Source organism: Enhygromyxa salina (assembly GCF_002994615.1).
GTDB lineage: Bacteria > Myxococcota_A > Polyangia > Nannocystales > Nannocystaceae > Plesiocystis > Plesiocystis salina_A.
This window is the reverse complement of sequence record NZ_PVNK01000242.1, coordinates 19,540-33,263: the sequence shown is the minus strand read 5'-3', so window position 1 is coordinate 33,263 and position 13,724 is coordinate 19,540. Positions and strand designations below refer to the sequence as shown.

The window sequence follows — 13,724 nt, the reverse complement described above, 5'->3', positions numbered from 1 at the left end:
GGGGACGTGGTCGGGGACTTGCGCCTTGGCCCAGCCTGCCTGCAGACTCTTCGCTCTCGAGCGGGGCTCCCCGCTGTCTGGTTCGACCATGTCCTTGCGCCCCTGCCTGCCCCCCCGCCTGTCCCTCGTCTGCTCGTTTTGCCTCTTCGGTCTCGCGGCCTGCGCCGAGGACGAGGAGCCCGAGACCTTCGACCCGGACGCCGTGATCGCCGAGGCCGTCGACTACGAGGCCAACTACGTGCGCCTCGATCTCGACGGGGTCCCGACGGCCCACGACTCGGGCGGGATGGTCGTGGCGCGGATGTGGGCCAATGAAGCCGGCGCCGAGGTGTTTCGCACCCTCGATCCGGACGACCCGACCCAGATGGTCGAGATGCCGCGCGGGGCCGTGTTCGTCAAAGAAAATTACGATCTCGACGGCAACCCCCTCGACTTCATGCAGGTGCTGGCCAAATTCGAGGACGGCTACTACCCGGACGGCAACGACTGGTTCTCCGCCCTGATCCAGCGCGACGGAACCCCGCTCCAGGGCCGCATCGGCAAGGGTCCGGAGATCACCTTTTGCGTCGACTGCCACTCGTCGATGGGCAAGAACACGGACTTCATCATCGGGCTCCCGGCCGATCAGCTCGCGCCTTGAGTCCGGTCGCCGCGTCGCGGCCCGATCAAAAAGGCACTGAATGACGTTTAACGCCACGCTTGCGCGCCGATCCGCGTTGCGGGCGCGGTCCAGCGCTCTATAGGAGTATGATTCGATCGTCATCGAGCGCGTGATGCTGTTGTCTAGACTACGAAGAGGCCTGGTCGAGGCGCTCCCCCACAGCATCGCCGTCGTCGACGGCACCGGTCGCATCGTCCTGGTCAACGCGGCGTGGCGACAGTTCGCGCAGGAAAACGGGATGCCCGAGATCGAGTGGACCTCGGTCAACTATTGGGATGTCTGTCGCAGGGCGGACTGCGCCGACGCCGTCGCCGCGCTCACCGCCTTCGACGCCATCGTCGCCGGCAGCTCGTCGAGCTACGTGCTCGAGTATCCCTGCCACACCCCAGCTGGCGTCGAGCGCTGGTTCGAGCTGCAGGCCGTGCCCTTCGAGACGAGGGGCGGGCGCTACATCCTGACTCAGCACCGAGCCATCACCGCGCGGCGCCTGCTGGAGATCGAGCTGGGCCAGGCTCAGAAGATGGAGGCCGTCGGTCGCCTGGCCAGCGGCGTCGCCCACGACTTCAACAACCTGCTCATGGGCATCGCGGGGACGGCCAACGTCGGGCTCAAGCGGGTCGAGGCCGACAGCCCGCTTCGCTACTATTTCGATGAGATCAAGAGCGCCGCGGTCGGCGGCGCGGCGATCACCAAGCAGCTGCTCGCCTTCGGCCGCAAGTCCAGCGGAGCTCGGAGGCGCCAGAAGCTCGATGAGATCGTGCTCGAGAGCGAAGGCATGCTCCGCCAGCTGCTCGGAGAGTCGATCGAGCTCGAGATCCGCAGCGCCTGCCCGGACGACGCCGTGATGTGTGTCGACGGTCAGATCGTCCAGATCCTGATGAACCTCGTCGTCAACGCCCGCGACGCGATGACCGGCGGCGGCGCCGTGACCCTTGCGACGAGCTCGGTCGAGCTCGAGGTGGGCAGCCCCCTCGACCTCGAGCCCGGCTGCTACTGCCTGCTCACGGTCAGCGACACGGGCGCCGGGATGGACCTCGGGACCCGGCAGCGGATCTTCGACCCCTTCTTCACGACCAAGGGGGTCGGCCAGGGCACGGGGCTCGGGCTGTCCACGGTCTACGGCATCGTCCGCAGCGCTGGCGGCCTGATCCGGGTGATCAGCGAGCTCGGACATGGGACCACCTTCGAGATCTACATGCCCCGCTTCGAGCCGGAGCCGGAGCCGGAGCCCGAGGCCGCGGTCGCGGAGACATCCAGGCTCGGGCCGGTGGCGACGGGCGAGGAGACCGTGCTGGTCGTCGAGGACGAGCTCATGGTCCGCGATGCCTTGCGTGACTACCTCGGCGGCGCGGGCTATCGGGTGCTCGTCGCAACGAATGGTGACGAGGCGCGCCGGGCCTGTCGGCGGGTCGATGGGGCCCTGGATCTCGTGCTCACGGACATGGTCTTGCCGGGGACCTCCGGGGCCGAGGTCGCCCGTGAGGTCCGGGCGCTGGCGCCGGAGGCGGCGGTCATGTTCATGTCTGCCCACCCGCGCCAGCTGCTGCTCGCCTCCGGTCGGATCGAGGTCGGGGATGTCGTGCTCCACAAGCCCTTCGACGAGCCGGTCCTGCTCCGGGCGGTCCGCGGTGTGCTGGACGGCCCCGGGCCCGGGGTCCCGGGGGCCGACGGAGCTGGAGTCGTCCTCGTGGTCGACGACGACCGCATGAGCCGCTCGGCCCTCGCCGACTTGCTCGAGGACGCCGGCCACGCCGTCTTGCAGGCCGAGACCGGGGACGAGGCCCTTCGCCGGGCGATCGAGGCGGGGAGCGAGCTCGAGGCTGTGGTCACCGACTTTCAGCTCCCCGACTTTGACGGCGACGAGCTCGTCGAGCGGCTGGCCGAGCGCGGCTTGGTTCCACCGGTCTTGTATCTGTCTGGGTGCTCCTACGGCGACCCCGCGATCGTCGCTGCGCTCGCGCGGCCGCGGACCGTGTTCATCCAAAAACCGGCCGAGTTCGATGAGCTCGTCGCCGAGCTCGAAAACCTGATCGCGGCGGACTAAGCTGGCGGGAACTCGTCCATCAAGACCGAGACCGCGGCGTTGATGACCTCGTCGGGGTCGGCGCCAGGCTCGAGGTCCTTCTTCGTCCACGCGGACCAGACCTGGGTCTCGCGCTCGCTGTCGAAGAAGTAGAGCGTGAGCATGCCTCGGGTGACCGTGGCGGGGTCGGCGGTGGCCATGTCCAGCGCCGTTGTTCCGCCTTGGATCTGGTAGCGGACCTTGGTGCCCACGGTGAAGGCGATCACCAGCTCGGCCGCCTCGCCCTCGGCCTTCTTCAGCCCCTTGGCCTCGAGCTCGCGCTCGACCGCCGCGCGAATCCGCTTCTCGTTTTCGAGGTTGCGGATCTTTTCGTTGCCGGTGCCCGACTGGATCAGGACCAGATCGTCGGTCAGCCAGCGGTAGGTTTGATACTGCGAGAAGTCTTGATCCTTCGCGTACTCGGTCTCGGCGGAGAGCTGCTGAGAGCAACCGGCCAGCGGCGCGGTGAGCAGGAGTGCGAGCGGAACAACGCGGAGGAGGGCGCGCGGGCGAAGCATGGCGGCGAATGGTAGCCCTTAGGGCGTCTCGCTGCCATGGGCCGTGGCGGGGGCCTCGGCCGGGTGGCGGCGTCGGTAGGCGGCCGCGGTCCAGCGCAGCGTCGGATAACAGAGCACGGCCGCCCCGACCATCAAGACCAGCGCGCCGAGCAAGAAGGTTGGGATCATCGAGGTGAACAGCGACCACCACTCGCGCCAGTCGTAGTAGCGAACCTCGGCCCAGGCCGGCAGCAGCACGCCCGTCAGCCGACTGCCGACCCACAGCTCGCCGAAGTAGATCGCCGCCCCGGTCAGGGGGTTGACCATCGCGCTGCCGGCGTAGGTCGCGGGCAGGCTCGCCCGCAGCAGCGGCGCGAGGGCGAGGGCCGCGAGCATGCCGAGGAAGGGGATCGGGAACAGCGACAGGCTCAACCCCAACGTGAAGCCCAGCGCGATCCCGTGCGGCGACGCGTTGAGGCGTACCAGGCGAAGCGCGCCTTGGCGGAGTCGGTAGAGCACGCTGGTTTTTATACGCTGCGCGTGTATCCGCGCCATGACTCGTGGCTCGCGTGATCGTTGGACCAGTTGGCGAGTCTCGGCGCCAACTCTCCGGTGGGGGTCCGCGGCGCTGGGGCAACGCGAGGGCCGATCACCACTTGCACGCGCTCGCGCGGCGCTCGAAGTGCGCGATGACAAGGCGCGCTGTGGTGCTCGGCGCCTCGATCCGAGCCAAAAATCCGATAGAGTAGAACCATGCTGTCGCTCGTGTTTGCTGGTTCGTTGCTCGCGGTTCCTCCCCCCGCGCTCCCCGATGAGCCAGCCTCCGCGCCCGTCGGCGCGGTCGAGGGTCCTGCCCCGGCCGGCGACGAGAGCGCCGCGCCGATCGTCGTCGCCGCGCCGATCGTCGTCGCCCCGCCGGCCCCGCCCGACGAGGTCGGCCTGCCGGTCGCCGAGGAGGTCGGCGCCGTCGTCGTCGCTCCGGGGCCGGGCGACGTGCCGGGCGGTGTGCCGGGCGATGTGGCGGTCGCCAGCGGCGACACCGTCGTGATCGTCGACCAAAGCGGGCCGCGCGGCGTCGAGCCCGTCGGCCCGCGGATGCAGGCGGTGCCCGAGCCGCCGTGGTCGGGCGCCGGCCGCTTCGTCGGTGGATCGGTCATGCTCGTCGCCGGGCTCGGCCTGCTGACCGCGGCCACGCTCGAGTTCGCCGACGGCCGCGACATGACCCAGCCCGTCGTCAGTCAGGTGCCCGCGGGCATCTCGATGCTGGCCGCGGGCGGCGTCATGATCGGCACCGGTGTCCGCGACCAGCGGCGCCTCGGTGAGTGGGAGGCCGCGACCCGGATCAACGCCAAGCCCATGGGGACGGGCCTGATCGTCGGAGGCGTCACGGCGATCTCGCTCGGGTCGATGGCCGCGGTCGCAACCTCGATCGCCGCCGAGATGAAGCTCGACGCCCCGCGCAGCATCCCCGCCGGGTGGGCGACGGCCGGGGTCGCCCTCGGTGGGGGCTCGGCCCTGTTGATCGCCGGCATCGTTCGCCGGGCTCGCTACGGCAAGTGGCGCGACCGCGTCACGGGTGTGCCCATGGTCGCGCCCACGCGCGCGGGCGCGACGGTCGGCCTCGTCGGCCAGTTCTGAGGCCGTTCAGAGTCCGATCTTAGCTCTTGAATCATGTTCGGAGCTCGCTCACGCATACCGCGCTTGTCTGTCTACTCGTGAGTAGGTACATGTCTACTCGTGAGTAGGCAACAAGCTGCGGGCGAGCTCAGCACGGCCGATCGCATTCTTCACGCGGCCGAGCTCGAGTTCGCCGCGGTCGGCTACGCCCCCGCGCGCCTCGCGGACATCGCCGCGCGGGCGGGCATCCGGCGGCCCTCGCTGCTCTATCACTTCGAGTCCAAGGAGCTGCTCTACCGGGCCGTCGTCGAGCTCGCCTTCGACCAGCTCGGGGCCCAGCTGCGTCGCTTCATGGGCGGCGACGGTGAGTTTGAAGCCCAGCTCGAGGCGGTCGTGCGCTCGTTTGCGAGCTTCCTCGACGCGCGGCCGACCCTCGCGCCGATCCTCGTGCGCGAGCTGATCGACGACCCCGATCACGACGAAGACGCGACCCGTCGCGGCGGCGGTGGGCCCGGGCGCGCGATCGTGCTCGAGCGCGTCGTCCCGCTCCTGACCCTGGTCGAAAATTTCATCCGCGAGCGCGGGGCCGAGCGCCTGCGCCCGGGCCTTCCGGTCCGCGCCGCCCTCGTTCAGGTCGCCGCCAACTTGCTCCTGCGCAGCTCGGTCGGCGGCCTCCGGGTGCCCCTGTGGGGCCCGGGCGACCACGCCATGACGCTCGCCAAGCTGCTGTTTTTTGCCGACCACGACCCCCACGACCCCCTCGACCCCCTCGACCCCAAGTGAGCCATCCCCAATGCGCCGCCTCGCCCCCTTCTTCCTGGTCTTCACGCTGCCCCTCATGCTCGTGCTCGGTGTCGAGCTCGGGGGGCTGTGGACGATCCTCCCCGTGCTGCTGACCTTCGGCATGATCCCGGCGCTCGACGCCGCGCTCGATCAGGATCGCGTCAACCCCGATGAGGCCCGCGGGCACAGCCGGTGGTTCGACCTGCCCGTGCTCGCGTGGGTCCCGGTCCAGCTCGCGACCACCGCCTACGTGCTCTGGCGCCTCGTGAGCGGCGATCTCAGCGGGCTCGAGATCGCCGGCAGCGTCGTCTCGCTCGGGATCGTCAACGGTGGCGGGGGCATCAACATCGCCCACGAGCTCACCCACCGAAAGCAGGCGCTGCACCGGGCCTTCGCCGAGATCCTGATGACCTCGGTCAGCTACACCCACTTTTGCGTCGAGCACGTGCTCGGGCATCACCGCAAGGTCGCAACCCCCGATGATCCGGCGACCTCGCGCCTGGGCGAGAGCTTCTATCGCTACTACCCGCGGACCTTGCTCGGGGGCCTGCGCAGCGCGTGGCTGCTCGAGCGCGAGCGCTGCTCCAAGCGCGGTATCGCCTGGTGGGGCCTGCGGGATCGGCGGACGCGCTACCTCGTCGTCATCCTCGCGGTCTATGCGGGGGTCTATCTGGCCCTCGGTGGGCTCGGGTTGGGCTTGTTCATCGCGCAGGGCGTGGTCGCGTTCAGCCTGCTCGAGGCGATCAATTACATCGAGCACTACGGGCTCTTGCGGCGCCGGCTCGACAACGGCAAATACGAGCGCGTGCGGCCCGAGCACTCGTGGAACTCTGCCCACCGCGTGTCCAACTACTATTTGTTCAACCTCGCCCGGCACAGCGACCACCATTACCTCGCGAGCCGTGAGTATGATCGCCTCCGCCACCACGCCGAGGCCCCGCAGCTGCCCACCGGATACGCGGGTATGGTCATCTTGGCCCTGGCGCCCCCGCTGTGGTTCCGCGTGATGGATCGGCGCGTCGCCGACTGGAACGCGCGCCGGGCCGAGGCTGGCTGAGCTCAGGCTCCACCGCAGATCGGCCCTTGTGGAGATGCCCTCGCCTGAGCGAGGCTAGGGCATTCGAGCCTTGAAATGACCCGTTCTGCGCCGTTCACGATCCTGTTCGCAACCACCGTCTTGCTCGGCTCGCTCGCGTGCGCCAGCGACCCCCCGGCCGACGAGGAGTCCGGGACCGAGACCGGCGAGGGCGATGGCGACACCTCGACGGGCGAGGGCGACGGGGACGGCGACGGGGACCCGGGCGACGGTGACGGCGATCCGCCCCCGAGCTCCTACGAGGTCGGCTTCGACGTCACGGATCTGACCCCGACCGCCGACGAGCTGGCCCAGGACTTCTACCTCGGCGGCTACGGCTTCTACACCGAGCGCGGCGCGGCCGAGGGGGTCCACGATCAGGTCTACGTCCGCTCGATGGCGATCGGCTACGGGCCGGCCGAGGGCGGCATCTTCACGGTCGTCGACACGATCGGCATGGGCAACCACTGGACCCGCGCGATCCGGGCGGCGGGCGCCGAGGCGACCGGGCTCAGCGAAGAGCAGATCATCGTGGCCAGCACCCACAGCCACGCCGCGCCCGACTTTCAGGGCCTGTGGGGCGGCGTGCCCGAGGACTATCGGGCCCGGGTGATCGACACGATCGCGGCCTCGATGGCCAGCGCCTGGGACAGCCGCGTGGAGGCCGAGCTCGAGGTCGCCTCGACGACCGCCGACAACCGCAACCGCCGGGGCTGGGACTTCACCGACGACGGGCTCTTCGTCGTCCAGGCGCGCAACCTCGAGGGCGCGGTGCTCGGGGCCATGGTCGCGTTCGCGGCCCACCCGGTCGTGCTCGGCAGCGACAACCTGCTGATGTCCCGCGACTTTTGTGGCTACGCGATCGACAAGCTCGAGGCCGAGCTCGACGCGCCCGTGCTGTTCTTCAACGGCATCCAGGGCGACGTCTCGCCGCGGGTCCCCGAGGGCATGTACGCCGACGACTTCGAGCGGGCCCAGGCCTACGGTGACCACGTCGCCGATCGAACCCTGCTCGCCCTCGACACCGTCGAGCCCGTCGGCGTCGACATGTTCCGCGGCTACGCGGACTTCGAGCTCGACGTCACCAACGAGACCTTCTTGTTCGCCGCGGACTCGGGGATCCTCGACTACGACTTCGAGATCCACGACGGCGTCAGCACCGTGAGCACCCAGACCGCGTACTTCCGGTTTGGCGCCGAGATCCAGCTGGTCGCGTTCCCCGGCGAGTCGCTGACGCGCAACGGCCTGCCGATCAAGGACATGATGACCGCCCCGCACCAGGTCGTGCTCGGGCTGTCGGGTGACGCGCTCGGCTATTTCGTGCCCGCCGACGAGTGGAACACGGGGCTCCACGACAACTACGAGGAGTCGGTCTCGCTCGGGATGGACGCCGGAGACGTGACCCGCGACGTCCTGATCGACCTCATCGGTCAAGACCCGGGCTGAGCAAAGCGAGGAGCTGCTGTCATGTTGATTCGTCATATTGGTTTTTGGTCCTGCCTGTCCCTCGTGCTGCTCCCGGCCTGTGCCGACGACGCCGTCAGCGACCCGGGGGAGACCGGCGACACCGCGGGCAGCGAGGCGACCAGCGGTGACGGCGACGGCGACTCTGGCGACGCAGACGCTGGTGACGGCGACGGCGATCCGGGCGACGGCGACGGTGATCCGGGTGACGGCGACGGTGACGGCGACGGCGATGGAGACGGTGACGGTGACGGCGACCCCGACCCCGGCGATTCGGAGTTTTGGGTCGGCTTCGACGTGCGCAGCGTCGAGCCCACCGACGAGCAGCTCGACAGCATCTACCTCGGCGGGTTCGGGGCCCCCTTCGTCGGCGGGACCGCCACCGCGGTCCACGACGCCCCCTACGCGCGCACGATGGCCGTCGGCCTCGGCGACGAGGGGGTGGTGTTCACGGTCGTCGACGCGATCGGCATGGGCAACCACTGGACCCGTCAGATCCGCAGCCAGGCCGCCAACCTGACCGGGCTCTCCGAGGATCGCATCATCGTGGCCACGACCCACTCGCACGCCGGGCCCGACTTTCAGGGCCTGTGGGGCGGGGTCGGCGACAGCTACCGCACGATGGTCATCAACGAGACCGTCGGCTCGATGCTCGCGGCCTGGCAGACCCGCCAACCTGCGGAGCTCAGCGTCAGCAACTCGACGGCGCTCAACCGCAACCGCCGCGACTGGCCGATGACCGACGACACGATCTTCGTGCTCCAGGCCCACGCCAAGGACGACGCGGCGCTGCTCGGCACGATGATGTCGTTCGCGGCCCACCCGGTCATCATCGGGTCCGACAACACCGAGATCTCCCGGGACTACCCCGGCTACGCCGTCGACAGCCTCGAGGCCAGCACGGGCGCGCCGGTCGTGTTCTTCAACGGGATCCTCGGCGACGTCAGCCCGAGCGTGCCCCCGGGCATGTACGCCGACGACTTCGAGGAGGCCGCGGCGTACGGCGGCCACGTCGCCGAGCAGGCCGAGCTGATGCTCGCCGACGCGGTCCCGGTCGAGCCGATCATGGCCCACGACTATGCCGAGTGGGAGCTGGTCGTCGACAACGCCCTGTTCAACCTCGCCGCCCAGCTCGGGATCCTCGACTACGACTTCATGTTCCGGGGCCTCACGGGCACGGTCATCACCCAGTCGGCCTACGTGCGGCTCGGGACCCAGGTTCAGATCGTCGCGTTCCCCGGCGAGGCGCTCACGCGCTGCGGGCTCCCGATCAAGGAGGTGATGAGCGCGCCCTACAAGGCGGTGCTCGGCAACGCTGGCGACGCGCTCGGCTACTTCATCCCCAGCGACGAGTGGATGACCGGGCTCAACGACGACTACGAAGAGGGCGTGTCGCTGAGCATGGACGCCGGCGACATCAGCCAGGCGGAGGTCATCGGCCTGATCGAAGCGGACGTGTTCTAGCCTAGTCTTCAGGGGGCCTTTCAAAAAGGTCCCTCGCTGCGGCGGCGAAGCCCCCTCCGCTCACCCCAAACGCTCGCCTTGCGGCTCGTGCTGGCCTAGCACCCCGGGCTGCTAGTTTTCCAGGTCGCGGTGGCGCAGCGGCTTCTTGTCTGGACCGTAGTCGCTCGCGATGTGGCCCTGTCCGCGCAGCAGCCAGCGGTAGGTGAGCAGCCCCTCGACGCCGACCGGTCCGCGCGCGTGGAGCTTGCCCGTGGCGATCCCAACCTCGGCGCCCAGACCAAAGCGATAGCCGTCGGCGAAGCGGGTGCTGGCGTTGACGAACACGCAGGCCGCGTCGACGCTGCGCACGAACTGCTCGCCGGCGGCCTCGCTCGTGGACACGATCGCCTCGGTGTGGCGGGACCCGTGGCGCTCGATGTGGGCGAGGGCCTCGTCGAGGCTCGCAACCTGGCGCACCGCCAAGATCAGCTCACCGTACTCGGTGCCCCAGTCCTCCTCGGTCGCCGGCTGGATGTCGAGTCGCTGCGCGAGCTCGACCGTGGCCGGATCCCCGCGCAGCTCGACGCCGCGGACCGCGAGCTCGGCGAGCGCGGCCCGGGTCGCGTCGCGGGCCTCGGCGTGCCACAGCAGCGTCTCGATCGCGTTGCAGGCCGCCGGGTAGGAGCACTTGGCGTCGACGGCGATCGCCGCCCCGCGCAGGGGCTCGGCGTCGGCGTGGAGGTAGAGGTGGCACAGGCCCTCGGCGTGGCCGAGCACGGGGATCTTGGTCGAGTCCATGACCAGCTGGACGAAGCGCCCGGACCCGCGCGCGATGATCAGATCGACCTGGGCGTGGCACTCGAGCAGGCCGCGAAAGGCCGCGCGGTCCTCGAGCAGCCCGACGCAGGCCGGGTCGAGCCCGTGCTCGCCGAGGACCGCGTGGATCAGCTCGACCAGCGCCCGGTTGGTCCGCAGCGCCTCGCTGCCGCCCTTGAGCAGGACCGCGTTGCCGCTCTTGAGCGCGAGCCCGGTGATCTGCGGGACCGCGTCGGGCCGGGCCTCGAACACGACCCCGAGGACCCCGAGCGGGCAGCTGACCCGCTCGAGGACCAGGCCCTCGTCGAGCTCGCGGTGAACCTGGCGGGCCCCGAGCAGCTCGGGCATCGCGGCGAGCTGGCGCAGACCGTCGGCGAGCGCGGCCAGCTTCGACTCGGTCAGGGCCACGCGCGCGACCAGGGCAGGGGACAGCTCGCCCCGGGCCAGGGCCGCGTTCGCGGCCTCGAGGTCGGCGCGGTTGGCCTCGAGCAAGGCGGCGGCGCGCGCGGGGGCCTCGAGGGCCGAGGCCAGCGCCTGCAGCAGCGCCACGCGGGCTTGGCCAGTTTGGGCTGCGAGCTGCTTGCCCGCGCGCCGGGCGGCCGCGGCCATGGACTCGATGGTGTTGGGCTCGGTCATGGATCGGGCTCCTGGGGGAGATCCTGCAAGATCAGGTTGTCGCGGGTCACCAGGGCGTCGTAGCCCCGCCAGCCCAAGAGCCGATCGATCTCGCGGCTGTGGTGGCCCGCGAGCTTGCGGCACGCGTGGCTGTCGTAGTTGACCATGCCGCGGCCCCACGCGAGGCCGCTTGGGTCCCGCAGCTCGACGAGCCCGCCGACACCAAAGTTGCCCTCGACGGCGATCACACCGATCGGCAGCAGCGACGCCTTGGTCTCGCTCAGCGCCCGGATCGCCCCCTCGTTGACGACCAGCGCGCCCTCGCAGCGGGCCAGGGCGATGCGGCGGCGCCGTCGGTTGCGGCGCTCGGGGCTCGGCATCAGCGTGCCGATGTCCTCGCCCGCGAGGGCCCGCTCGAGCAGGCGCTCGGCGTGGCCGTCGACGATCAGCACGTCGACGCCGGCCTCACAGGCGATGCGCGCGGCCGCGAGCTTGGACCGCATGCCCCCGGTCCCCGCGCCGCTGGTGCCGCTGGCGCCCGCGAGCGCCTGGGCGAAGGCCTCGCCGTCGAGCGCGTCGAGGGTCGGGATCCGCCGGGCCTCGGGGTCGCTGCGTGGGTTGGCGGTGTAGAGGCCGTCGACGTCGGTCAGGAGCAGGAGCAGGTCGGCGTCGACGGCCGCGGCGACCCGGGCCGAGAGCCCGTCGTTGTCGCCGAACACCGTGCTTCGCTCGGTCCCGCGCTGCTCGACGATCTCGCGCACGCTGACCGAGTCGTTCTCGTTGAGGATCGGCACGGCCCCGAGCTCGAGCAGGCGCAGCAAGGTTGTGCGCAGGCACAGGGCGCGATCGGGATCGGCGAGGTCGTCCTGAGTCAGCAAGACTTGCGCGGCCTCGACGTCGAGCTGGGCGAAGGCCTGGGTGTAGAGCGAGATCAGCCGCCCCTGGCCCGCCGCCGCGCAAGCCTGGCGCAGGCCCAGCGAGAGGGGTCCGTCGAGCTTCAGGGCCCGGCGGCCGAGGCCGACCGCGCCGCTCGAGATCACGAGCACGTCCTTGCCTGCGCGGCGCAGCCCCGCGATCGCCTCGACGAGCGCGAACACTCGACCGAGGGCGAACTCGCGGCCGTGGTGGGTGACGACGTGGGTGCCGAACTTGACGACGATCCGCTGCGCCTGTGCGAGGCGCCCGCGCGCGCCCTTCGAGCCCGAGTCGCTCACGGCCCGACTCTACTGGGCGAGGGCGGCCCCCGAAACCCTTGACAGCTCCGACACAGACGGCGAAACCGAGCGAATGGCGCAGGACCGACGTGGCGAGTGGGGCTCCCGGCTCGGCTTCATCCTCGCGGCCGCTGGCTCGGCGGTCGGGCTCGGCAACGTGTGGAAATTCCCCTACATCACCGGGGAGAACGGCGGCGGGCTGTTCGTCATCATCTACCTGATCTGCATCGCCTTCGTCGGCCTGCCGATCATGATCGGCGAGGTCATGCTCGGGCGCATGACCAAGCGCTCACCGGTCGGGGCGTTCCGCAAGCTCGCCGGTGACAAGACCCTGTGGCAGGGCGTCGGCTGGATCGGCGTGCTCGCGGGCTTTGTGATCCTGTCCTACTACAGCGTCGTCGCCGGCTGGGCCCTCGAGTACACCGTGCTCGCGGCCAAGGGCGAGATCAGCGGCGGGGATCCGGCCACGCTCGCCGGGCGCTTTGACCAGGTCGCGGGCGACGGGACCGGGGCGATCCTCTGGCACGTCGCGTTCATGGCGCTGACGATCGCGATCGTGATCGGCGGGGTTCAAAAGGGCGTCGAGATCGCCGCGCGCGTGCTGATGCCGATGCTGCTCTTGATGTTCATCGCGCTGCTGGTCTACGCCAGCCAGCTGGAGGGCTTTGGCGAGGGCCTGTCCTTCGTGTTCGGCTTCCACACCGACAAGCTCGGGGCCGGGAGCGTGCTCGAGGCCCTCGGCCACAGCTTCTTCACGCTCAGCGTGGGCATGGGCGCGATGCTGACCTACGGCTCCTACCTCAAAATGGACGACGACATCGTCTCGGCCTCGGTCGCGATCTCGCTGCTCGACACCGCGGTCGCGCTGATGGCCTGCCTGGTCCTGTTCCCGATCACCTTCACCTACGGCATGGAGCCCGCGGCCGGGCCGAGCCTGGTGTTCCAGAACATCCCGATCGCCTTCGCCCAGCTCCCGGGCAGCACGATCTGGGCGGTGACCTTCTTTTTGTTGCTGGTGTTCGCGGCCTTGACCTCGGCGATCTCGCTGCTCGAGGTCACCGCGTCTTACTTCATCGATGAGCGCGGCTGGTCGCGCTCGGTCGCGGTCCCGGTCACCGGTGGCGTGATCATCTTGCTCGGCGTCCCCTCGGCGCTCACGGCCTCGAGCGAGGTGTTCGGCGCGGGCATGGAGGGCGCGATCGGCAAGAACTGGTTCGACCTGTTCGACTATGTGTCGAGCAATTGGATGCTACCGCTGTGCGGCCTCGGGGTCTCGATGTTCGCGGCCTGGCGCCTCGGCGACGAGGCCCGGCGGGTTCAGTTCGAGGTTGGTTCGCGACTCGGGAAGCTCGCGGGGCTCTACGTGACCTGGCTGCAGGTCCTGCGCTGGGCGGTGCCGATAGCGATCGTGCTGATCATGTTCCACGCGATCGGGCTGTTCGAGATGCTTGGCCTGACCGAGGGCTGAGGGGCTCGC

The 13,724-nt window shown here is 69.9% G+C and carries 12 protein-coding genes; 8 read left to right on the top strand and 4 right to left on the bottom strand.

The genetic code is table 11. The features are described 5' to 3' along the window. Positions 1-88 precede the first annotated feature (88 nt). On the top strand, positions 89-640 hold the full coding sequence (locus tag ENSA5_RS27850) for a hypothetical protein (RefSeq protein ID WP_106394750.1): 552 nt from the start codon (positions 89-91) through the stop codon (positions 638-640). A 133-nt stretch (positions 641-773) separates the two neighbouring features. After that, positions 774-2,705: a response regulator gene (locus tag ENSA5_RS27845; protein WP_106394749.1), complete on the top strand. Its 1,932-nt coding sequence runs from the start codon at positions 774-776 to the stop codon at positions 2,703-2,705. Here the strand turns inward: ENSA5_RS27845 and ENSA5_RS27840 are convergent. Together ENSA5_RS27840 and ENSA5_RS27835 are read right to left on the bottom strand one after the other, a co-directional pair. Further along, positions 2,702-3,241 (bottom strand): DUF4136 domain-containing protein, encoded by a 540-nt coding sequence (locus ENSA5_RS27840; RefSeq protein WP_106394747.1) that lies wholly within the window; start codon positions 3,239-3,241, stop codon positions 2,702-2,704. The two genes, ENSA5_RS27845 and ENSA5_RS27840, sit on opposite strands and share 4 nt — an antisense overlap. Before the next feature lie 18 nt (positions 3,242-3,259). Beyond that, positions 3,260-3,739, bottom strand: a complete 480-nt coding sequence (locus tag ENSA5_RS27835) for a DUF2062 domain-containing protein (RefSeq protein WP_181198212.1) — start codon at positions 3,737-3,739, stop codon at positions 3,260-3,262. Between the two features lie 234 nt (positions 3,740-3,973). On the opposite strand from ENSA5_RS27835, the gene ENSA5_RS27830 reads away from it, so the two are divergent. The 5 genes from ENSA5_RS27830 to ENSA5_RS27800 all read left to right on the top strand — a co-directional run bounded on the left by ENSA5_RS27830 (position 3,974) and on the right by ENSA5_RS27800 (position 9,623). Further along, on the top strand, positions 3,974-4,858 hold the full coding sequence (locus ENSA5_RS27830) for a hypothetical protein (RefSeq protein WP_106394743.1): 885 nt from the start codon (positions 3,974-3,976) through the stop codon (positions 4,856-4,858). A gap of 99 nt (positions 4,859-4,957) precedes the next feature. Then, positions 4,958-5,620, top strand: a complete 663-nt coding sequence (locus tag ENSA5_RS27825) for a TetR/AcrR family transcriptional regulator (RefSeq protein ID WP_106394741.1) — start codon at positions 4,958-4,960, stop codon at positions 5,618-5,620. A gap of 10 nt (positions 5,621-5,630) precedes the next feature. Further along, positions 5,631-6,677 carry an alkane 1-monooxygenase gene (locus tag ENSA5_RS27820; RefSeq protein ID WP_106394739.1) on the top strand — a complete coding sequence of 349 codons (1,047 nt, stop codon included), beginning with the start codon at positions 5,631-5,633 and terminating at the stop codon, positions 6,675-6,677. Between the two features lie 75 nt (positions 6,678-6,752). Beyond that, a complete protein-coding gene (locus ENSA5_RS27810) occupies positions 6,753-8,141 on the top strand; it encodes a hypothetical protein (RefSeq protein WP_146156188.1) in 1,389 nt (462 codons plus the stop codon). Between the two features lie 21 nt (positions 8,142-8,162). Then, positions 8,163-9,623, top strand: coding sequence for a hypothetical protein (locus tag ENSA5_RS27800; RefSeq protein ID WP_181198211.1), 1,461 nt, complete (start codon positions 8,163-8,165; stop codon positions 9,621-9,623). A 111-nt stretch (positions 9,624-9,734) separates the two neighbouring features. Here the strand turns inward: ENSA5_RS27800 and ENSA5_RS27795 are convergent, their stop codons facing one another. After that, positions 9,735-11,054, bottom strand: coding sequence for a glutamate-5-semialdehyde dehydrogenase (locus ENSA5_RS27795; protein ID WP_106394729.1), 1,320 nt, complete (start codon positions 11,052-11,054; stop codon positions 9,735-9,737). Continuing rightward, positions 11,051-12,247, bottom strand: coding sequence for a glutamate 5-kinase (proB, locus tag ENSA5_RS27790; protein WP_106394728.1), 1,197 nt, complete (start codon positions 12,245-12,247; stop codon positions 11,051-11,053). Before proB ends, ENSA5_RS27795 begins: the two co-directional genes overlap by 4 nt. Positions 12,248-12,320: 73 nt before the next feature. Here proB and ENSA5_RS27785 point away from each other — a divergent pair, with 73 nt between their 5' ends. After that, positions 12,321-13,715: a sodium-dependent transporter gene (locus ENSA5_RS27785; protein WP_106394726.1), complete on the top strand. Its 1,395-nt coding sequence runs from the start codon at positions 12,321-12,323 to the stop codon at positions 13,713-13,715. Positions 13,716-13,724 lie beyond the last annotated feature (9 nt).